The organism is Alistipes senegalensis JC50, assembly GCF_025145645.1.
Taxonomy (GTDB): Bacteria; Bacteroidota; Bacteroidia; order Bacteroidales; family Rikenellaceae; genus Alistipes; species Alistipes senegalensis.
Genome location: NZ_CP102252.1, coordinates 1,659,509 through 1,680,508, shown reverse-complemented (window position 1 = coordinate 1,680,508; position 21,000 = coordinate 1,659,509). Strand labels below are relative to the sequence as shown.

The following is a 21,000-nucleotide window of genomic DNA, read 5'->3' as shown; positions in this document are numbered from 1 at the left end:
CATGAAAAAAATCCTGATTCTGGCAGCCCTGCTGTCGGCCTCTCTTGCCTACGGACAGCGCACCGAAGGGCTCGATCCGCTGATCCAGCATGTCTACGGGCGCGAAATCCGGTCGCTGAACGGCTATTGGAACTATTTCGCCGATCCGCTCGAAACCGGTTACTACGACTACCGCCGGCGACCCGATCCCAACGGTTTCTTCAAGGACAAGCAGGTGGACAACGTTACTACGTGGAAGGAGTACGACTTCGACCTTTCGCCCGTGATGGCCGTTCCCGGCGACTGGAATACGCAGGTGCATCAGCTCTTCCACTACGAAGGGATGGTTTGGCTGCGCCATAAGTTCCCGGCTGCCCGCGAGGCCGGAAAACGGCAGTACCTCTATTTCGGGGCTTCGAACTACCTCACCCATGTCTTTCTGAACGGGGAGCATGTCGGCGACCACGAAGGCGGCTATACGCCGTTCAATTTCGATGTGACGGACCTGCTCCGCGACGGGGAGAATACGCTGGTGGTGGCCGTGGACAACAAACGGCTGCCCGAACGCGTGCCGACCATCATCTGCGACTGGTTCAACTACGGCGGCATCACGCGCGACGTGATGTTGGTGTCGGTTCCCGAACGCTTTGTCGAGAGTTACACCGTGCGGCTGAAACCCGGTACGACCGACACCGTCGAGGCTGTTGTGCGCATGAACGGGAAGGAGGCCGGGCAGCATGTCGGATTTGCGATTCCCGAACTGAAGATCGACCTTCGGGGAACGACCGACGCCGACGGGGTCGCCCGGTTCGAAAAGCGCGCCCGGATCGGTCTCTGGTCGCCCGAATCCCCGAAACTCTATGCCGTCGAAATCGCATCGGACGACGACCGGGTGGAGGACGAGATCGGATTCCGCACCATCGAGACCCGCGGCCGCGAAATACTGCTCAATGGAAAACCGATCTTCCTGCGCGGCATTTCGATCCACGAGGAGGCGGCATTCCGCAACGGGCGCATCGCCAAGGTCGAGGAGGACCGCACGCTGCTCGGCTGGGCCAGGGAACTGGGCTGCAACTACGTCCGTCTGGCCCACTATCCACACAACGAACAGATGGTGCGCGAGGCCGAACGGATGGGGCTGCTCGTGTGGAGCGAGATTCCGGTTTACTGGACGATTCTCTGGGAGCGCGAGGATGTTTACGCCAATGCCCTGAACCAGCTCGACGAGATGATCGAACGCGACCAGAACCGCTGCAACGTCATTATCTGGTCGATCGCCAACGAAACGCCCCACGGCGACGCCCGCGACCGGTTCCTCTCGTCGCTGGCCGCCTATGCCCGCGAAAAGGACCCGACCCGTCTGATCTCGATGGCGATGGAGCGCAACGACAAAAGCCCGGAGGTGCTCTCCGTGCAGGATAACATGAACGAATATGTAGACATCATCAGCCTGAACGAGTATGTGGGCTGGTACGACGGGACGAACGAAAAGATCGACCGCGTGCGCTGGGAGATCGACTACGAAAAGCCGGTCATGATCTCGGAGTTCGGCGGCGGCGCCCCTTACGGCAAGCGCGGTGAAGCCACGGAGATCTGGACCGAGGAGTATCAGGCCGATCTCTATCGCAAGACGCTGCGGATGATCGAAGAGCGGATGCCGCCAGTTTCGGGCATTTCGCCCTGGGTGCTCAAAGATTTCCGTTCGGCGCGCCGGCTGCTGCCCCAGACGCAGGACGGCTTCAACCGCAAGGGGGTCATCTCCGACCGCGGCGAACGCAAACAGGCATTCTACGTACTTCAAGATTATTACAAAACGAAAAGATGATCGCAATTTTCAAACATCTCATCCTCTCTCTCGCCGCGCTGTGCTGTGCGGCATGTGCCGGCCGTGCCGGCGGTTCGCCGGATTTCATCCGCACCGACGGCGTGAATCTGGTCGATGGGAACGGGAACCGTTTCGAAATCCGGGGCACCAACCTCGGACACTGGCTCAATCCCGAGGGTTACCTCTTTCAGTTTCCCAAAAGCGCCAATTCGCCGCGCCGCATCCATGAAGGTCTGTGCCAGCTGGTCGGTCCGGCCTATATGGAGCGTTTCTGGCGTACGTTCCGCGAGAACTACATCACTCGCGAGGATATAGATTACATCGCTTCGACCGGAGCTACGACCGTGCGTCTGCCGTTCCACTACAAACTTTTCACCGCGGAGGAGTATCTCGGGCTGCATGATCCCGAGGAGGGATTCGCCCTCGTGGACCGCGTTGTGGAGTGGTGCCGCGACGCCGGGCTGCGGTTGATTCTCGACATGCACGACTGCCCGGGCGGGCAGACCGGCGACAACATCGACGATTCGTACGGTTATCCGTGGCTGTTCCGCAGTCCGGAGATGCAGGAACGCTTCATCGCCGTCTGGCGCGGCATTGCGGCCCGTTATGCGGACGAACCCACGATCCTCGGCTACGACCTGATGAACGAACCGATCGCCCACTATTTCGAGGACAAGGAGGAGCTGAACGCCGAACTCCAGCCGTTGATGATCCGGACGGCCAAGGCTATCCGCGAGGTGGATTCCCGCCACATTCTGATCCTCGCCGGAGCGCAGTGGAACACGAATTTCAAGGTTTACGACGACTGGACCTTCGATGACAATCTGATCTTCACGTGCCATATCTACAAGTGTCCGCCTTCGGTCAATTCGCTCAAAGGCTTCGCGGCTTTCCGCGACAAGTCGCAATGCCCGATGTATATGGGCGAAACCGGCGAGAATACCGACGAGTGGGTCGGGAATTTCCGCAGGGCGCTCGACGAGATGAACATCGGGTGGACTTTCTGGACTTACAAGCGGCTCGATGCCCGGCCGTCGTTCGTGAGCGTGCCGATGCCCGAAGGCTGGCAGAAGATCTGCGATTTCCTGGCGGCCGACCGTTCCGAATACGGATTCATCCGTGAAGCTCGTCCGGACCAGTCCGAGATGCGCCGCGTGCTCGATATTTACCTCGAGAACTGCAAATTTGCGAACTGCCGCCCGAATGACACGTATGTCGCTGCATTGGGGTTGAATCCCTGATTGCCTTGCAAGACGTTCGGGTTCTGAGAGATATTCGCCGCCGGAACGACCGGGGCTCCCACGACGGGAGTCCCGGTTTTTCGTGCTTCGAAAACGGTTTCTTTATGCGCGATTCGGGCCCTGCGCCGGGAAACCCGCGCGCGGGGAACGGAATTTGAAACGATGGTCGGGACAGCAAACCAAAAAAATTAAACAACCATGAACGTCAAAAAATTACGTTACTTTGCGTTCGCACTCATTGCAGTTGCGTTCTGCGCGTGTCAGAAGGAGCCTTCGACATCGGACCTTCACCGGGATTATCTGGTCTACACAGCCCACGACACCGACACCGATTTCGCCGCCATCGACACTTACTACCTCCCCGACAGTATTCTGGTGATCGGGAACAGCGACAAAACCGAATACTGGAAAGACGCCGACGCCCTGGAGATCATCGGCACGGTCGCCGGCAAGATGAATGCCGCCGGATACACCCGCACCGATGACAAGGATGCCGCCAATGTGGGCATCCAGCTCAGCTACGTCCGGAAAGTGACCTACTTCGTAGGCTACGACTATCCCTACTGGTGGTGGTACTACCCCTACTACTGGGCTCCCGGATACTGGGGCGACTGGGTCGGCTGGCACTACCCTTACAGCGTTTATTACGGATACACGGCCGGTTCGCTGCTGTTGGAGATGCTGGACCTCGAAGCCGATCGGGAGAGCAACAAGAAACTGCCCGTCGTGTGGGACAGCTTCATCGGCGGTCTGCTGACTTCCGATGCGGAACTCAACCGGCAACGCACGATCGCCGGCGTGGAGCAGGCTTTCGAGCAGTCGCCTTATCTGGCAAAATAGTTTAACAGCAAAAAATTCGTCCGATTATGAAAACATCGAAATACTTCAAAACCATCGCTATCTGCGCCGTTATGCTTGCTGCGGCCCTGCCGGGCAAGGCACAGGTGTTCCCCAAGACCTACATCAACATCGACTGGCAGGTGGGCGTGCCTCTGGGCGCCGATTTCGCCGACAAGACCTCGGGCTGGGGCATGAACTTCGAAGGCGGTTACTTCGTGACGCCGGCCATCACCGTGGGTCCGTTCATCTCCTACCAGACCAATCTGCAAAGCATTTCGCGTCAGACGCTCGATCTGGGCGGCGGCTCGGCGCTGACCACCAACCAGAAACACGCCCTGTTCCAACTGCCGTTCGGCGTTACGGGACGTTACAACTGGCTTACCGACAGCGTATTCCAGCCCTATGCCGGCCTGAAGCTGGGCGCCAGCTACGCCGAAATGTCGTCTTACTATTATGTCGTCAAGCAGTACACCGACACATGGGGATTCTTCATGTCGCCGGAGATCGGCGTGTCGATCTTCCCGCGCCCCGACTACCGGCTGGGTTTCCACGTGGCGCTCTATTACAGCTACGCCACCAACAGCGGCGATGTGCTGACCTACTCGATCAACAACATCAACAATTTCGGCATACGTGTCGGCATCTCGTTCTGACACCCGTCGGGTGACGCCTCACCGGAAGCGCCGGGCCTTGTACGAAGGTCCGGCGTTTTCGTGCGGACGGATTTGGCGGTTCCGTTTCGAAGAACTATCTTGCAGGCCCGAAACATTGTTTCAGCCGTCCGACGGACGGCCCGAATATTCCCGATTATGAACAACGAAAACAAGGAACCGATCTTCGAATTCGATTTGACCCTCATCGCCGATTTTTTCCGCGCCCTCGACCGGCAGGGCCCCGGCGGCGACGAACAAACCATCCGGGCTTTGGGGTTCCTCCCGGCGACAGGCCCCGGACTCCGCGTCGCCGACATCGGCTGCGGTACGGGGCGGCAGACCGAAGTGCTCGCCCGGCACCTCGACGGCACGATCACGGCCGTGGACCTGCTGCCCGGAATGATCGAGGAGCTTCGCGCACGGATGAAGCGCACGGGACTGAGCGAAAAGGTCACGGCCCTCGTCGGGTCGATGGACGAACTGCCCTTCGGCGACGAAGAGCTGGACCTCATCTGGGCCGAGGGGTCGATCTACAACATCGGTTTCGAGAGGGGGCTCACCGAGTGGCGGCGGTTCCTCAAACCCGGGGGCGTGATCGCCGTCACCGAGTGCTCGTGGCTCGCGCCCTCGCGGTTGCCGGAGACGGCGTACATCCGGGAGAATTTCCCGGACATCGGCACCCCTGCGGCCAAAGTGCGCATCCTCGAAAAGGCCGGATACGTTCCGCTGGCGCATTTCGTGCTGCCGCAGCATTGCTGGACGCAGAATTACTACGCTGCGGTGGCCGCGCGCATCCCCGACTTTCTGGAAGAGCAGGGTCACAGTCCGGCTGCGGTCCGCATGGCCACGCTGATGCGGGAGGAGATCGAACACTACCGCGCCCACGGAACGGACTACGGATATGTTTTCTACATCGGGCAGAAACCCGAAAAGTAATCCTGCCGTCATAACGCGAAAAGGTCCGCTTTCATCGGAAAGCGGACCTCTTTTTTCCATGCCGGGGTCATTCCCGCGAGAGCGCGTCGATCCGCGCCAGTTCCTCGTCGGAAAAGGCCGTGTTCTCCAACGCCCGCAGGTTGTCTGCGATCTGGGCCGTCGAGCTGGCTCCGATGATGACCGTCGTCACGCGGCTGTCGTGCAGCAGCCACGCCAGCGCCATTTCGGCCAGCGTCTGCCCGCGCTGCCGGGCGAGGTCGTCGAGGCCGCGGATGCGGGCCAGCATCGCGTCGGTCAGCACGTCGCGCCGCAGCGAACGCCCCTCGGCCATGCGCGAATCCTGCGGAATGCCGTTGAGGTAACGCCCGGTCAGAAGCCCCTGTGCCAGCGGCGAGAAGGCCGCGAACCCTGCGCCCGACTCGGCGGCCAGCGACAGCACGCCCGATGTCGCGGGCTCGCGGTTGAAAATGTTGTATTTGTCCTGAAACAGCAGGCACGGCACGTCGCGCTCGGCCAGGTAGCGGAATGCGAAACGCTCCGCCGCGAGCGGGTAGCGCGACAGCCCGGCGTACAGCGCCTTGCCGCTGCGCACGATGTCCACCAGGGCCTGAAGCGTCTCTTCGAGCGGCGTTTCGGGATCGTAGCGGTGCGAATAGAAAACGTCCGCATAGTCGAGCTTCATGCGCCGCAGGCTCTGGTCGAGGCTCGCCATGAGGTATTTGCGCGAACCCCAGTTGCCGTAGGGCCCCGGCCACATGTCGTATCCGGCCTTGGTGGCGATGAACATCTCGTCGCGGTAGGGGCGGAACGACCGTTCCATCAGGCGTCCGAAATTCTCCTCGGCGGTTCCGTAGGCCGGGCCGTAGTTGTTCGCCAGGTCGAAGTGCACGATCCCGCGGTCGAAGGCGTAGTGGGCCATCTCCTGCACTTTGGAGAAGGTCTGCTCGCTGCCGAAATTGTGCCACATGCCCAGCGACAGGGCCGGCAGCTGCACGCCGCTGCGCCCGGCGCGGCGGAAAATCATGCCGTTTTCGTAACGCGACGGCGACGGCTGGTAGAGGGGTTCGATCATAGCTGTCCGATTTTGGATTCCAAGACAAAGATACGATTTTTTTGCCGCCGTTCTCCGTCGCCCGGACTACTTGATGCCGTATTTCCGGAGTATGCGGGCGATGCGGGGCGTCAGCGCGTCCAGCATCCGTTCGAACCCGAGGTCCGTGGGGTGTACGCCATCGACGGTCGCCTCGTGGTCGTCTCCCAGATCCATGCCGGGGTCTATGAAATAGATGTTTTCGTCCCTTTCGAGGAGTTTCTCCATCCCTTTCCGGGCGGCTTCGCGCTTGTCGGCTTCGAAAGCGCGTTTTTTCAGGTCGAAGTTCCCGCTTTCGCGCACCTCCGTCTGGAGGAAGATCAGCGGCGTCGCGGGGTGGCTTTCGCGGATGCGCCGGACGAATCCCTCCAGCCGCTCTTCGATCTGCTGCGGCGACGGATTCGAGAAAACGTCGAACACGAAGGCGTCGGCCCGGGTCTCCGCGGCGATGCGCGCGAAGAACGTGTCGAGTTTGCATTGTCCGCTGGCCCCGAGGTTGACGAATCCGAATCCCAGCGCGCGGCCCAGTCGTGCGGCGTAGGCCATTCCCGGACGGCTCGCCGAGGTGCCGTGCGTGATGCTCGACCCGATCACCACGATCCGGTGACGGAAGGGGTCGGGAGTGGCTTCCAGCCGCGCACCTTCGTCGGTTCCGATTTCGAGGGCGGCGATTTCGTCGTGCAGCGGGAGGTAGAGCAGGCACTCCTTCATCGTCGTATCCATGTGTTCGACGACGGGGGCTTCGTGCTGCGTTCCGGATTTGCTCGGCACCCCGACTCCGGCGAAGACCCATTTGCCGTCGCGGCGGATGTAGAGGTCGAGCCCGCGCTGTGCGATGAGCGTCGAATTGGCTCCGGGGAGTTGGTTGACAGTGGTCCACCGGGCGCGGATGTTGCGGCTGTCGGTGCGGAACGCCACAGCCAGCCCCGTGGAGTAGCGGTAATATCGCGTGACCGTCGGGGTCAGCTCGGGGTAGCGGGCCACCTCGATACGCTGGAATGCCGAACCTCCCGGTTGGGCTTTGTTAACGATCGTGAGATTTGCCGCGTCCGCATATTTCACCGGCGTGTTCTCCGCCACGGCCATCGCCGGGATCAGCAGACCGAGGATCGCGTATATCCTTTTTTTCATGCTTCTGTCTTTTGTTTTTTGTTCATCAGCGGCAGCAGAAACGATATTATTGACGCTGTAATCCAGAATACAGCCACAGGTCCGAAGTCGTAGTGTTTGGCGCCATCTGCCGTTACGGTAATGTTCGCATCTATGAGCCATCCCGACGCGACATCCTGAATTCCCGCAGCACAGTAGGAGGCTATCCCCACCACTCCCAGCGCGGCCCCCGTCGCCTTTCTCGGCACGATGTCCACGGCCATGAGTCCTCCGAGGAAACAGATCAGCACTCCGATTGCTATTCCGAACAGGACCATCGAGAGGACATTCACCCACATGGCATTCCCTCCGTAGAGGAACAGTGCCAGGGCCAGGGAGTTCAGTATGCCGAACAGCAGGGCGGGAATCTTTCGGTCTCCCTTGAAGAGTTTGTCCGAGAACCATCCCGAGAACACGGTTCCGAGTATTCCCAGCAGGGCGTTTATCGAGACCACGGATATTGCCTCCACATCCGAGTATCCCTTGGCCTCTTGCAGGAACAGTACTCCCCATCCGTTTATGGCATAGCGGGATATGTACATGAACGCGCTCGCCGCCGCCAGCACCCATACCGCCGGGGTGCGGAGCACTTGTTTTTGAATCTCCCGAACGGATTTGTCCGCTTCCGGCGCCGGTTTCTCGTGCGCCAGGGCTTCTACGGGCGGCAGTCCTTTGGATTCCGGGGTGTCATGGAGCCAGCAGAGGACGATCACCACACCGATTGCTCCCGCCACGGCCGATCCGAAGAACCCTGCCTGCCACCCTGCGAATGTCACGATGGAGCCCACGAATAGGAATGAGAAGAATTCTCCGAGGTTGTGGCTTGCCGAGAAGAATCCGTAGTAGGTTCCCCGTTCCCGGAGGGGATACCATCGCGAGAGGAATATGATGGCCGGGGGCGCTCCCATGGATTGTGCCCAGCCGTTGATCCCCCACATCACGGCGAACGTCACGAATATCACTGCCGTGGGAATTACGGAATGCGCCAGTCCCAGCAGTCCCATCAGGGCGTTCACCGCCGCCGAGAGGATGAGTCCCGTGGCCATGAAGCGTTTGATGTTGCAGTAGTCGGCAATGAATCCGTTTACGAATTTCCCGACGGCATAGGCAAATAGCAGGGCCGATCCGATCACTCCCAGCTGCGAAGCATCCAGCGCTCCGCTGTCGAGAATGGGTTTCTTCATGACATTGAGACTCGTGCGGCAGACATAGTAGAGACTGTATCCGAGCGTCGCCGCCGCGAATGCCTGCAAACGCAGACGGCGGTAGTATTTCGAGCGCGCGTCGGCGTCCATCTCGCGGGCCGGGGCCGGGGGACTGATGCGGTAGAATTCCGTGAAGCGGTTCATGGCGTCAGTCATGGAGCCCCCGCGAGCGGAGATAGGAGATCAGCAGTTCGGGACGGTCGGTCTGGATCATGGTGGCTCCCATATCGACGAGTTTTCCGTAGACGGCGGCGGGATCGCCTTCGAAAGCGGCATCGTCGCAGAGACCTCCGCAGAGCGACGGCCACAGGGCGTTGACCCAGAGTTTCGAGCCTCCGGCGACGACTTTCCGCATGCAGGCTTCGACTTCGGGGGTGTATTCCGACCAGCAGACTTCGCAGGCCAGCGGCACGGTGTTCGTATCGAGGTATTCGGCAAAGAGGGCCTGTCCTTTGGGTTTGAGGATGTCGATGATGGGCATGTACATCATGTTGTGTTCGTAGCGGGAGAACTTCGCGGCGACATCCGCGACGGGGCTTTTGCCTTTGATCAGGAGTTGTCCGGTGACTCCGAGTTCTTCCGAGAGCCTCTGCACCAGATCGTAGTATTGGTAGCCTTTGTCGATATTGACCACGATGCGGTCCTTGCAGAGTTCCAGCGCTTCGCGCAGCGTCGGCATGCGGTGCGACGTGGCTACGCCGTGGCCCGATTTGAGGAAACACCGTTGGACGGAGTCATAGGGGATTTCGGCGATGAGACCTTTGCCCGTCGTCGTGCGGTTCAGCGTCCGGTCGTGGCAGACCACCAGCACGCTGTCGGAGGTCAGCGCAAGGTCGATCTCCACGATGTCGGCGCCCAGGCCGATCACCGACTCGATGGCCGCCAGGGAGTTTTCGGGATAGTTGCGCCAGTCGCCGCGGTGGCAGGCGACGAGGACCTTCCGCGAGGAGGGGTTGTGGATTTCGGCCACGATGCCCTCGGCCCGGCTGGCAGGGGCGGAAGCGGGTCGGGAACAGGAGGTTTGCAGGAGCAGCAGCCCCGAGAGAAGAATGAGCAGTTTTTTCATGGATCGTTGGGTTTGATGTCAATAATGCGGTGAATGTAATGAGAAAATCGTGTATTCGCGTTGACATACACGATTTTCTGCCGAAGTCCGTTCCGCGCTACCAGTTCATCACGCGGACCTTGTACATATCCAGATCGGGAACCTTGATCGTCCGTGTCTCCGTCGAGGCGTTCTTGTCCGTGGAGTAGCGGATGGTCTGCGTTGACCACGACTGCGAGCCCTCGGGATTGGTGGAGTCCGTGTACCACAGTTCGCCCGTTTCGTCGTTGTAGTTGATCGACTTGATCGCCGTCGATGCGGCGAAGAGCGTCATTTCGGTGAACTGGTTGGCGCCGATGTCGTAGAGATAGGCCCGGCGTCCGCCGATGCAGAGCGTGTTCGAATTGACGTAGCTCATGTCGTGCAGACCTCCCTGGGGCGTCTGTACGGTCTTTTCCAGTTCGAGCGACGGGGCTGCCGTCTCCCAGTCTTTGAGTTTGTAGATCTGGAGGCTCTGGCCGCCGATCGCATAGAGGCGCTGGGTCGTTTCGTTCCACACGACGCCGTGCGCCGAACCGAGTGTCGATTGGTGGAGAATCAGGTTGGGCTGCGAAATGTCGTAGAGCTGCACCGAGTTGTTGCCCGCACCGCTGCCGTCCGAGCAGGCCACGACGATGCGGTTGCCGGGCAGCAGTTCCGCCGAGTGGGCGTTGGGCGTCGCCGTGGTGTGGAACAGCACCTCCTTCGTGGCGATGTCGAGCAGCACGCACCAGTTGTAGGAGCTGGTGCACAGGAGTTTCTTGCCGTTGTCCACCGGCTTGCAGTCGTCGAGATGGTTGCAGCGGCTCTTGTCCAGCCCGAGCACGGAGGCGGCTTCGGTCGCGTCCCAGCTCCACGTGACCGCATCCTTGTAGGTGGTCTCGTCGGCCAGTCCGGCGTCGATCATGTAGACCATGTTGTCGCCGCAGAAGACCAGTTCGGTCACGAAACTCGAACGGGCGTCGTCGGTGTCGTGCTTGCCCCCGGCCTCCAGGGTCACGGGCTCCGTCTTCCCGACCGAGAACGAATTGCCGTCGGTGTCGGTGAGGGTCACGGTGTAGCCCTGCGACAGGGCCACGGGGGCGATCATTACGGGTATCAGCTGCGTCTCTTTCGAACAGTCGAGGGGTGCGGGCAGCGTCACGGTGATCGTCTGCGCCGATGCCGATGCCGACCAGTCGTCGATGCCGATCGTGAGCTCTCCGGCGATCCCTTCGCCGCCGTTGGCCTTTACGACCGCCTTGCCGATCGAGTAGTTGCCCTTTTTCACGCTGACGTACATCGTGCAGAAGAGGTTCGTCAGTTCCATGCTGCAACCTTCGTAGGCGTTGACCCGCGCCGTGGCCTTGCCGGCGAGAATCGGGGCGACAGCGCCCGTCTGCTCCGTGGGAACGACGGTTTTCAGCGTGCCGTTCTCACAGCGGAGGCCGGCGTCCGAGGGCCAGAAGGCGACGACCGTCGAGGCCGCATGCTGCGGCGCGTCGAGCGTGAAGAGGAAGAGCGATTTTTGCGATCCCGACTGGATCGGCGCCGCATAGACGGCCTCCGGGGCGTTTCGGTCCGCGACGAACATTCCGGCCTTGTCGCTTTTGCTCCAGGTGGGCAGCGTCGTCGCTCCCTTGTCGTTGTAGTATTTCGTCAGCGTCAGGGTGGTCTTCGACGCGATCTCGCGGGGCGCATCGTCGTCGTTCGAGCAGCCCGCGACGAGGAGTCCCGTTCCGGCGCAGAGCAGCAGAACCCGGAACAGGCGGTTTTTTATCTTATTCATGGTTTTGTGCATTTTGGGTGGGTTGTTTTTTCGTTTTGCCGCAGATGACCTCCTTGTAGGCTTTCACGACGTTTGCGGGCGTGGCGTTCTCCCCGGCGCGGACCTCGTGCATGAAGACCCCCTTGTAGCCCGACGCACGCAGGCGGCGGAGGAAGTCGGGCCAGTCGATGACGCCCTCGCCCGGCAGCCAGTGGCGTTCGTCCCGGCGGTCGTAGTCCGAGGCGTGGATCGTGCCGATGCGGCTGCCCACGTTCTCGAAGAACCGGGCGTGCTCCTCCTGGAGCAGGTGGTTCGAGTCGAAGCACACCATTACCTCGGGGAAGTCGCCGATCAGCCGCATGATTTCGTCCGAATTGCGGCCCAGACAGGTGCGGGGCAGGTTCTCGACGCAGAGCACCGCGCCGATCCCTTTGGCGGCCAGCGCGAGGCGGCCGATGGAGTTGGCGGAGTTTTGCAGGCGGGTTTCGCGCTCCTCGTCGGAGATCGGCTCCGAACTGGGATGCAGCACCAGCCGCTGCGGGTGGAAGATCTCCGCCAGGCGGATCATCCGCTCCATCAGCAGGACGTTTTCTTCGCGCCGCTGCGGATCGAGCACCGAGATGTCGAGCGTACGGCTGAAAGGCAGGTGGCACGACCAGACCGTGAGCCCGGCCTCGTCGAGCATCGCCTTGACGCGGTAGGCGCGGGTGTAGCACTCGTTCTCGGGGGCGTTGCGCCAGAAGTAGTTGAAGACGACCTCCACATGGTCGATGCCCGCGGCTTTGATCTGCGCGAGTTTTTCGGGCTCGGGGACCTTCACCATGCCGAGCGATACGCCCACGGGGTATTCGGCCCGGGCGGCTCCGGCGGCCAGCAGGAGCGCTGCCATTATGAACAGTAGTTTTTTCATCGCTTCCTCCTATTTTACGCAGCACGATCCGCAGATGTCGCCGCCGTGGGTGCTCCAGCCCGATGCGCGTTCGCCGCCGACGTATTTGCCGACGAACATGCCGTTCTGGTCGGCGTTGCCGATGAATGCCGAGTAGAACACGCCGTCGAGGTAGTTGTTGCCGCCCATCTGGCGCTGCGCTGCGGCGGTGGCTCCCGTATAGCTCCACGAGTCGAGGACCCTGCCGTCGGCATCGAAGATGTAGGACGTGTTGGTCGTCTGTCCCGCCGTGATGTAGAACCGGTTCTCGGAGTCTACGCACGGGTGGGAGTAGTTGTAGGTGTTGCTGACGGGCGTTCCGGTGTGGACGTGTTCCCAGTTGACGGCCGAGAGGTCGCCCTTGACGTTGTAGACCGAACCGTTCTTCGATCCCGCGAAGACCGAACCGTTGGGGGCCACGACGGGTTCGTAGATGGTGTTGGGATTGGTCGTGCCGGCCAGCAGCGGGGTTTTTGCCGTGTGCGTCGTCAGATCGATGGCCCCGAAGTAGCCGTCCTTGGCTCCGAAGTAGGCCAGCGTCTTGTCGCTGCTGACGGCGAATCCGGCGATGTCGGACATTGAGCAACCCAGCGCGATCTTGGCGATCTGCTCGCCGGTCTCGATGTTGAGGAAAAAGGCGTTGGCGCCCGCTCCTATCAGCAGTTCGTTGCCGTTGACCAGCAGGCCGCCTCCGGCGACGCCCGCGGCGAAGCTCCAGATCTTCTGCCCCGATGCGGCGTCGATGGCGAACGTGTTGCCGCTCTTGTCGCAGATATAGACGGCCGTTCCGGCGGCGTTGACGGCCGGGGCGGCGCTCTGCATCGAGCCGGCTTCGGCGAAGGTCCATTTCAGCTTGCCTTCCTGCGTGACGGCGTAGAATTGTCCGGCGGTTTGCGTGCCGTAGTAGATGTCGCCCGTCACGGGGTTCACGGTGAGCATGTTGTAGCTGCCGGTATTGGCGGACGGTACGTAGCGCCACTTCTCATTGCCCGTTGCGATGTCGAAGGCGTAGAGGGCCGAGAGTTTGTTGAAGGTGACGATGTAGACGGTCTTTCCGTCGGGCGAGAACACCGGGCAGGTGCCCTTGAATCCGTTGTAGTTCGAGCCGTCCTGCGCCCAGTCGGTGTTGAAGATGACGTATTCGCGGATCTCGACTTCGAGGGTCCACGAACGGGCGTTGCCGTCGATCGTGGCGCTCAGCTTCACGGTCTGCGTGCCGACCGTGCCCAGTCCGTATTTCACGACGGTTCCCTCCTTGACGACATCGCCCGGGAAGGTCCACTTGACATCGGTGGCCGTCGGGTAGTCTTCGGTGTTGAACGTGAAGGTGATCGGCTGGTTCTTGGCCGCCTGGTCGCGGTCGAGGATGTAGGGGATCGCCAGCGTCGGCATCGCCTTGGCGGTGGCCGGCTCCGAAGCGCCCTTTTCGTAGTTGGCCGCCAGCGAGAAGTAGTAGTTCTTGTCGTTGGTCAGCCCTTCGAGCTTCACGCTCGTCGCGTCCTTGTCGAGCGTCTGTTGTTCGACATTGTCGGGCGTGTCCTCGTTGTAGTAGGAGAGCGTGTAGGAGAGCACCGTCGTCGCGGGCTTGGTCCACGCGAGGCTCACGAACGAATCGCCCGCATCGACCGTCAGGTCGGTGACCGGGAAGCGCGTCGTGGCGGGCCGGCCGACGACGGCGACGTAGTTCGAGACGAGTTTTCCGTAGACCGCCTGCACGTAGAAGGTGTACTGCGTGCCGTTGACGAGTCCGTCGATCGTGCAGTTCATCTCGCCGTCCGTGCGCAGGGTGACCGTTTCCGAGTCGGTGTCGGTGTAGTAGACGATGAAGTCCGTCGGATTCCAGCCTTCGGGCAGGCTCCAGGCGAGCTGCACCTCCTCGTCGCCCGGAGTGGCGGTGAGATCGGTGACCTGGCGGCGGGCCGCTCCGGCTTCGGGAATATCCTCACTCCAGCATGCGGTGAGGCCCGCGGCGATGAACGATGTCAGCAAAAGGTCGATTACTATCTTTTTCATGCTTGTTCTGACTTAAGTGGTTGGTTAATTGAAACCGGGATTCTGCCACAGAATCGACGGGTTGTTCACGATTTCGATCTGGCTCTGCGGGATCGGGAAGATCAGGTTGTGCGCGTCGAGCGAGTAGCCCAGTCCGCGGAAATAATCGACGGCCAGCCCCAGCCGCACGAGGTCGAACCAGCGGTGGCCTTCGAGGGCGAATTCGCGGCCCCGTTCGTCGGCCAGCTCGCGGCGGAACTCCGCCAGGCTTTTGACCTCGTCGGTCGTCAGTTCGTCGAGTCCGGCCCGCACGCGGGTCTTGTTGAGCCACACCAGCGCGTCGTCCAGACTGCCGCCCGATTCGGCCAGCGCCTCGGCGTACATCAGCACCACGTCGGCATAGCGCAGGTGCGGGAAATCGTTGCCCACCTGCGTCGTGTAGGTCGCGTCGTAGGTGTCGTACCATTTGGTCATGGCGTAGAGGTTGCTCGAAATCTTGGTGTAGGTGCCGATCAGCGGCAGGCGGTTGTCCTTCTCACCGTCGTAGATCGCTTTGAATTCGGGTGTCGGGTTTCGGATGTCGGCCAATACCTCCGTGTTGGCGCTGTACCAGTATCCGTGGCCGTTGTCGTTGGTCTTGTTGTAGTAGAGCGCGAAGATGATCTCCTTGTTCATCTTGTTGCTTACGTCGAAGACCCTTTTCGTCGTCGTCTCCAGCCCGTAGGCGGTGTTCTTCATCGCCTCTTCGAGGACGGTCTTGGCCTCGGCGGGCTTGCCGAACGTGAGGTAGACCTTCGCCAGCAGCGTGTAGGCCGCGATGTTCGCCACGCGGGCCTTTTCCGACCCGGGGGTTGACGGCAGCAGGCGCGCAGCCTCCGAGAGGTCCTCGGTCAGCAGGGTGTACATCTCCTCCTCCGTGCAGCGGGGGATGAGCTTGGCGGCCGCCGGGGCCACGACGGTGCGGGCGATGGGCACCACGCCGAAGACGCGGTAGAGGTTGAAATACCACCACGACCGCAGGAACAGACATTCGCCGCGGTATTTGTCGTAGTTGGCGATCTTGGCCCCGGCCAGGTGGTCGAGCACGTCGTTGCAGCGGTAGATGCCGTTGTACCAGGCGTCCCAGATGTCGTTCAGGATGCCGTTGCTGGCCGTTTCGGCGAAATTGTCGATGTCGTAGCGGTCCTGCGTCGATACGGCCATCGACTCGAGGATGTTCTCGTCGCTGCGGTAGCCGATCTCCGTGAGGTGGAAGCTCATCTGCGTCTTGAGCTTGTAGTAGCAGGCCGCCACCCCTTGGTTGAAATCGTCGTCGGTCTTGTAGAAGTTGCCTTCGGTGATGTTGTTGCTCGGGTACTGTTCGAAGAAACTTTCGCCGCACGAGCCCAGGCCCAGTGCGAGGAGTCCCAGCGCAAGGATATGTTTCGGTTTCATGGTCATCGTCATTTTTGATTACAGGTTGAAGTTCACACCGACGCTGAACGTGCGCGACAGCGGGTAGGAGCAGTAGTCCTCGCCCGGACGCAGGGCGTCGGTCGAGCGTTTGTTGACCTCGGGGTTGTAGCCCGTATAGTCGGTCCACGTGAAGAGGTTCGTGCCCTGCACGTAGATGCGCAGTTTCGAGATGCCGGCCTTGCGGGTCCATTTGTCGGGGAAGGTGTAGCCCAGCGAGAGGTTTTGCAGACGCAGGTAGGAGCCGTCTTCGAGGTGGAACGTCGAGGTGCAGGCGCCGTTGTTGCCGCTCGACTTGCGGGTGGCGCGGTTCAGCTCGCCGTAGGGGTAGCGTTGCAGCGACTCCTTCATCATGTTCGACGAAGCCTCCATGTTGAGCAGGTAGCGGCGTTCGAGGTTCAGGATCTCGTTGCCGTAGACGCCCTGGAAGTTGGCTGCCAGATCGAAGCCCTTCCAGGAGAGGTTGACCGAGAAGCCGTAGTAGAAGTCGGGCATGTAGTTGCCCACGATCACGCGGTCGGCGTCCTTTTCGAGAATGCCGTTGCCGTTGGCATCGACGAAGCGGAAGTCGCCCACAGTCGTGGTGTCGAAATGGGGATAGGAATCCAGCTCCTCCTGATTGTGGAAGATGCCGTCCTGCACGAGCAGGTAGTAGCAGCCGACGGGCTGGCCGACGCGCGTGAGGTAGTAGCCGCCGGCGTAGGAGGACTCCTTGATGATGTCGGCATTCTCGTCGCCGAGGCTCAGCACCTTGTTGCGGTTGAGCGACCAGTTGGCGGCGAAGGCGTAGGAAAAGTCGCCGAAGCTGCGCCGCGAGGTGAGCGCCAGCTCAATACCCCGGTTCTGCATCGAACCGATGTTGACGTTCGACGAGGTGAGGCCCGACACCGACGAAACCGGAACGTCGAACAGCATGTCGGTGGTCTTCGAGTAGTAGTAGTCGGCGGTGAATCCGAGGGTGCCGCGCCACAGGCTGACATCCAGACCGATGTTGTATTGCGTGTTCTTCTCCCAGCCCAGATCGTTGTTGGCGATCTGCGAGGGATAGACCTGCGAGGTGAGTCCGTTGCCGAGATCGATGTTCGTCATGCCGTAGAGGGCCAGGTACTCCGAGTTGCCGATCTGGGCGTTTCCGGTCTGACCCACGCTGGCGCGGAGTTTCAGGTCGTCGAGCCATTTCACGTTGCGCAGGAAGTTCTCGTCGCTCATGCGCCAGCCCACGGAGGCTGCCGGGAAATAACCCCACCGGGTGTTGGGGGCGAAGCGCGACGAACCGTCGCCGCGGATCGACGCCGAAACCATGTAACGCCCCTTGTAGGAGTACTGCGCACGCACGAGCCACGAAGCGAAGGTGTAGGCGTACTTGTTGTTGTAGGTCTCCGTCAGGTCGATGGTCTTGCCCTTCGTGGTGCGGATCTTGTCGTCGCCCTTGACTCCCGTGCCGACGATCTGCGAGGTCTGGATGCTCTCCTTCTCGGCTTCGTAGACTGCCACGGCGTTGATCGAGTGGTCGCCGAAGGTGCGGTTGAAAGAGAGCTGGTTGGAGATCGTCCAGTGGAAGTAGGACTGCATGTTGTTCTGCGCCTTGGGGTCCGACGGGGCGTCGAGATACTTGAGGCCGCGCAGGGGGATGTACGACGGACGGTAGTAGTTGCGGATGTAGGAGTAGTAGTCGCCGCCGGCCGTGAATTTGTACTCCAGCCCCTTGACGAACTCATAGGAGACGTAGGCGTTGCCCAGGATGTTGATCTTTTCGCGCACGTCGTCGATTTCGAGCGCCAGCGCCACGGGGTTGAGCACCTCGTTGGTCTGGGTGTCCCAGCTGTTGACGCGCAGGAATCCGTTCATGTCCCAGTTGTAGGAGCCGTCGGCGTTGTAGACCGGGAAGACCGGGGGCGCCATCAGCGCCGAGGCGATCACGCCGTCGCCGTTGTACTGCGTGTCGGAGGAGATGTAGTTGGTCTTCGAATAGGAGGGCGAGAAGCTGACGCCGTATTTCAGCCGGTTGCGCTTGCCGTCGATGTTGGCCCGCAGGCTGTAGCGTTCGAAATCCGAGCCGACGATCGTTCCCTCGCGGTAGAGGTAGTTGGCGCCGATGTAGTAGCCCAGCGTCTTGGTGCGGCCCGAGACCGATACGGAGTGCTTGGTCGAGTAGGCCGTGCGGAAAATGGCGTCCTGCCAGTCGGTGTCGGTCATCGTGCCGGTCTTGTCCTGCAGATAGGCCGTGATGAGCGGGTCGACGCGGTGGTAGACCTGGGGACGGTCCTCGTAGGGGTCGTCGATCGAACCCGTCGGGACGTTGAACAGGTAGGCGCCGTCGCGGGCCTCCTTGAAGATCTTGGCGAATTCATAGGCGTTGAGCATGTCGATCGTCTTCGAGACGTTCGAGACGCTGAACTGGCCGTCGTAGCTTACGACAGGACGTTCGCCCTGGCCGCGCTTGGTCGTGATGAGGATGACGCCGCACGAGCCGCGCGAACCGTAGATCGCCGCCGCCGAGGCATCCTTGAGCACCTCGAGGCTCTCGATGTCGCTGCTTTCGAGGTTCGAGAAGGCCCGGGCGTCGCACGGAACGCCGTCGATGACATAGAGCGGGTCGTTGCCCGACGTGGCCGACTGGATGCCGCGGATGCGGATCGAGACGTTGCCGTCGGGCTGGCCGCCCAGCGTGAGCACCTGCACGCCCGGCATCTTGGCGGCCATGGCGTCGCGGAAGTCGGCCGTCGGCATGGCGGCGAAGTCTTCGGCCTTGATGGACGAGATGGCCGTCGTCACGTCGCGCTTGTTCTGCACGCCGTAGCCCACGACCACCACGTTGTCCATGGCGATCGCCTCGCTTTTCAGCGTAACGTCGGCCTGCGTCTGGCCCTCGGAGAGCGCCACCTCGACCTTGTTGTAGCCGATGAGCGAGTAGACCAGCACGGCGTCGGCCTGCCGGATGTCGATGGCGTATTCGCCCGTGGCGTTGGTCGCCGTGCCGACCGTGGTGCCTTTCAGGATGACGGTGGCGCCGATCACCGGCGCGCCGCTTTCGTCGGTCACGCGGCCCTTCACCGTGCGTCCGGCGTCAGCCGCGGGACGGGTTTGCGATTCCCCCCCCCGTTTGGCTGTGAGGACGATTTTCAATCCCTTAACTTCCATATTCACATTGGGAAGCACCTCGGCGACGATCGAGGCGATGTTGCGGTTGACGGCCTTCACCGACACCCGTTTGTCGGGGTTGATGTCGGCGTCGATGTAGGCGAACGTGTACTGGCTGTTGGCTTCGATGCGCTGCAACAGCTCCTTGATGGTAACGTTCTTCGCATCGACGGTGACGGTCGGGACCTGGGCCGAAGCCGTGGCGGCCGACACCGCGCAGAGGAGGAGCGCCAGCCACAGATGCCGGCAGATCCTTTTCAAAACGTTGAGTTCATTCATGATAGTTTCGGTTTGTGTTTGGTTCGATTTTTCAAATGGAAAGGTATGCCGGAGCCTCTCGTTGCAGGAGGTTTCGGAACAGACCGTCTATGTTACAGGCTTTATCTCTGGGTGATCAGAACGCGGTTGCCGTCTATGCGGTAGCGGATCGACATCAGCGAGGACATCACCTCCATGAGGTCTTCCAGCGGTTCGTGGCAGACGACCAGCGACAGTCGTTTTTCGGGAGAGATGTTCGACGAGAGGGAGATTTCGATGTTGTATCTCCGTTCGAGGTTGATGACGATGTCTTTCAGCGGCGTGTTGTCGAAGATCAGACGCGGCGAGAACCACTGGCTGTAATTCCGGGCATCGACCTTCTCGACGCAGGCGCGCTTCGAAAGCCGGTCGAGCGAGAACCGCTCGTCGGGACGCAGCGTCACGGGCCTCCGGAGATGCTCTCCGGAGATCTTCACCGAGCCGCTTTTGAGCACCACCTCCTCGCTCGATCCGAACGCGTAGTTCATGGCGTCGAACGAGGTGCCCAGCACCTCGACCTGCAAGTCGTTCATGCTGACGCGGAACGGCCGCAGCGTGTCTTTACGCACTTCGAAGAACGCTTCGCCCGTCAGGGCCACGTCGCGGGTCCTGCCCGAGAAATCCGCATTGTATTTCAACCGGCTTTCGCCGTTGAGCCACACCTTCGTCCCGTCGGGCAGGGTGAACTCCCCGACATGTCCCTTGGCGGTCAGCAACGTGACCTCCTTTTCGGGTGCGAGCGTCTGCGTGGCGGCGAAATAGCCCCCGAGGAATACCAGCACGACGGCGGCGGCCATGCCTGCGTAGCGCAGGACGCGGCGCGGAAGCGTGCGGACCCGGCTTGCGCGGATCGACGCCCGGAGCCGTTCGAGTCCCCTGCGGTCCTCCTCTTCCGAGACGGGCGCCGCATGGTTTTCCCAGATGTCCCACAGGATTTCGTCGATGCCGGAGTCGTGTTCCCGGGCCAGCATCCAGCGCTCGAACTGCTGCCGGATCTCTTCCGGGGTCTCCGGATGACGGAATATGTAGTCGATGATTCGCTTGCGTTCCGTTTTGTTCATCGTGTGCCGGTTTTTGGAGGGCTGCGGTTTATTGCGCTTTCTGCGTCAGGGTGTAGGTTTCCGAATAGGTTCCGGCCTCGAAGACGACCCGGCCGGTGCGCGGTGCGCCCGTGTCGTTGGCTCCGAAGCCGAGGTGGACGGCGAAAATGCCCTTCTCGCCTCCCGAAAGGGGTTCGACCGTGATCCAGTCGTCGCCTGTGGCCTTCCAGCCGCAGGTGGTGTAGATCGTCACGGACTGCGTGCCGGCAGCGGCTTCCACCGTGCCCGACGTGCTGTGCATGTAGAGACTGTCGGGGGCCGACGGATCGTCGTCCTTGCAACCGCCCGCCAGACATGCGCATAACAGGACCGCAATGAATAGTAGCTGTTTTTTCATTTTA

General features: G+C 61.2%; 16 protein-coding genes. 5 read left to right on the top strand and 11 right to left on the bottom strand.

From position 1 onward, the window contains the following. The first annotated feature begins 1 nt into the window (after nucleotide 1). The 5 genes from NQ519_RS06685 (at nucleotide 2) to NQ519_RS06665 (ending at nucleotide 5,474) form a co-directional block, all read left to right on the top strand. Complete coding sequence (locus NQ519_RS06685) at nucleotides 2–1,804, top strand: glycoside hydrolase family 2 protein (protein ID WP_019151945.1); 1,803 nt, start codon at nucleotides 2–4, stop codon at nucleotides 1,802–1,804. Beyond that, nucleotides 1,801–3,045, top strand: coding sequence for a glycoside hydrolase family 5 protein (locus NQ519_RS06680; protein WP_019151946.1), 1,245 nt, complete (start codon nucleotides 1,801–1,803; stop codon nucleotides 3,043–3,045). The genes NQ519_RS06685 and NQ519_RS06680 overlap by 4 nt, the downstream gene beginning before the upstream one ends. Before the next feature lie 198 nt (nucleotides 3,046–3,243). After that, nucleotides 3,244–3,885: a DUF4136 domain-containing protein gene (locus NQ519_RS06675; protein WP_019151947.1), complete on the top strand. Its 642-nt coding sequence runs from the start codon at nucleotides 3,244–3,246 to the stop codon at nucleotides 3,883–3,885. A 26-nt stretch (nucleotides 3,886–3,911) separates the two neighbouring features. Then, complete coding sequence (locus NQ519_RS06670) at nucleotides 3,912–4,538, top strand: outer membrane beta-barrel protein (protein WP_019151948.1); 627 nt, start codon at nucleotides 3,912–3,914, stop codon at nucleotides 4,536–4,538. Nucleotides 4,539–4,694: 156 nt separating this feature from the next. Continuing rightward, entirely contained in the window at nucleotides 4,695–5,474 is a 780-nt protein-coding gene (locus NQ519_RS06665; protein WP_019151949.1) for a class I SAM-dependent methyltransferase, read from the top strand. A gap of 67 nt (nucleotides 5,475–5,541) precedes the next feature. Here the strand turns inward: NQ519_RS06665 and NQ519_RS06660 are convergent, their stop codons facing one another. The 11 genes from NQ519_RS06660 to NQ519_RS06610 form a co-directional block, all read right to left on the bottom strand. Then, nucleotides 5,542–6,546, bottom strand: a complete 1,005-nt coding sequence (locus NQ519_RS06660; RefSeq protein ID WP_019151950.1) for an aldo/keto reductase — start codon at nucleotides 6,544–6,546, stop codon at nucleotides 5,542–5,544. 66 nt (nucleotides 6,547–6,612) lie between these two features. After that, nucleotides 6,613–7,695, bottom strand: coding sequence for an SGNH/GDSL hydrolase family protein (locus NQ519_RS06655; protein ID WP_227900995.1), 1,083 nt, complete (start codon nucleotides 7,693–7,695; stop codon nucleotides 6,613–6,615). Next, a complete protein-coding gene (locus NQ519_RS06650; protein ID WP_019152376.1) occupies nucleotides 7,692–9,062 on the bottom strand; it encodes an MFS transporter in 1,371 nt (456 codons plus the stop codon). Before NQ519_RS06650 ends, NQ519_RS06655 begins: the two co-directional genes overlap by 4 nt. 4 nt (nucleotides 9,063–9,066) lie before the next feature. Continuing rightward, the gene (locus tag NQ519_RS06645) at nucleotides 9,067–9,984 is read right to left on the bottom strand and encodes a glycerophosphodiester phosphodiesterase family protein (protein WP_227900996.1); all 918 of its coding nucleotides are present in this window, start codon (nucleotides 9,982–9,984) and stop codon (nucleotides 9,067–9,069) included. Nucleotides 9,985–10,081: 97 nt separating this feature from the next. After that, nucleotides 10,082–11,770, bottom strand: coding sequence for a DUF6528 family protein (locus NQ519_RS06640; protein WP_227900997.1), 1,689 nt, complete (start codon nucleotides 11,768–11,770; stop codon nucleotides 10,082–10,084). Further along, nucleotides 11,763–12,659, bottom strand: a complete 897-nt coding sequence (locus tag NQ519_RS06635) for a sugar phosphate isomerase/epimerase family protein (RefSeq protein WP_019151953.1) — start codon at nucleotides 12,657–12,659, stop codon at nucleotides 11,763–11,765. Before NQ519_RS06635 ends, NQ519_RS06640 begins: the two co-directional genes overlap by 8 nt. Nucleotides 12,660–12,668: 9 nt before the next feature. Beyond that, entirely contained in the window at nucleotides 12,669–14,690 is a 2,022-nt protein-coding gene (locus NQ519_RS06630; protein ID WP_019151954.1) for an outer membrane protein assembly factor BamB family protein, read from the bottom strand. A gap of 24 nt (nucleotides 14,691–14,714) precedes the next feature. Beyond that, nucleotides 14,715–16,103: a RagB/SusD family nutrient uptake outer membrane protein gene (locus tag NQ519_RS06625; protein WP_026076765.1), complete on the bottom strand. Its 1,389-nt coding sequence runs from the start codon at nucleotides 16,101–16,103 to the stop codon at nucleotides 14,715–14,717. An 18-nt stretch (nucleotides 16,104–16,121) separates the two neighbouring features. After that, on the bottom strand, nucleotides 16,122–19,541 hold the full coding sequence (locus NQ519_RS06620) for a SusC/RagA family TonB-linked outer membrane protein (protein ID WP_227900998.1): 3,420 nt from the start codon (nucleotides 19,539–19,541) through the stop codon (nucleotides 16,122–16,124). Nucleotides 19,542–19,642: 101 nt separating this feature from the next. Further along, nucleotides 19,643–20,620, bottom strand: coding sequence for a FecR family protein (locus tag NQ519_RS06615; protein WP_019151958.1), 978 nt, complete (start codon nucleotides 20,618–20,620; stop codon nucleotides 19,643–19,645). A 28-nt stretch (nucleotides 20,621–20,648) separates the two neighbouring features. Next, entirely contained in the window at nucleotides 20,649–20,996 is a 348-nt protein-coding gene (locus tag NQ519_RS06610; RefSeq protein WP_019151959.1) for a BACON domain-containing protein, read from the bottom strand. Nucleotides 20,997–21,000: the final 4 nt, after the last annotated feature.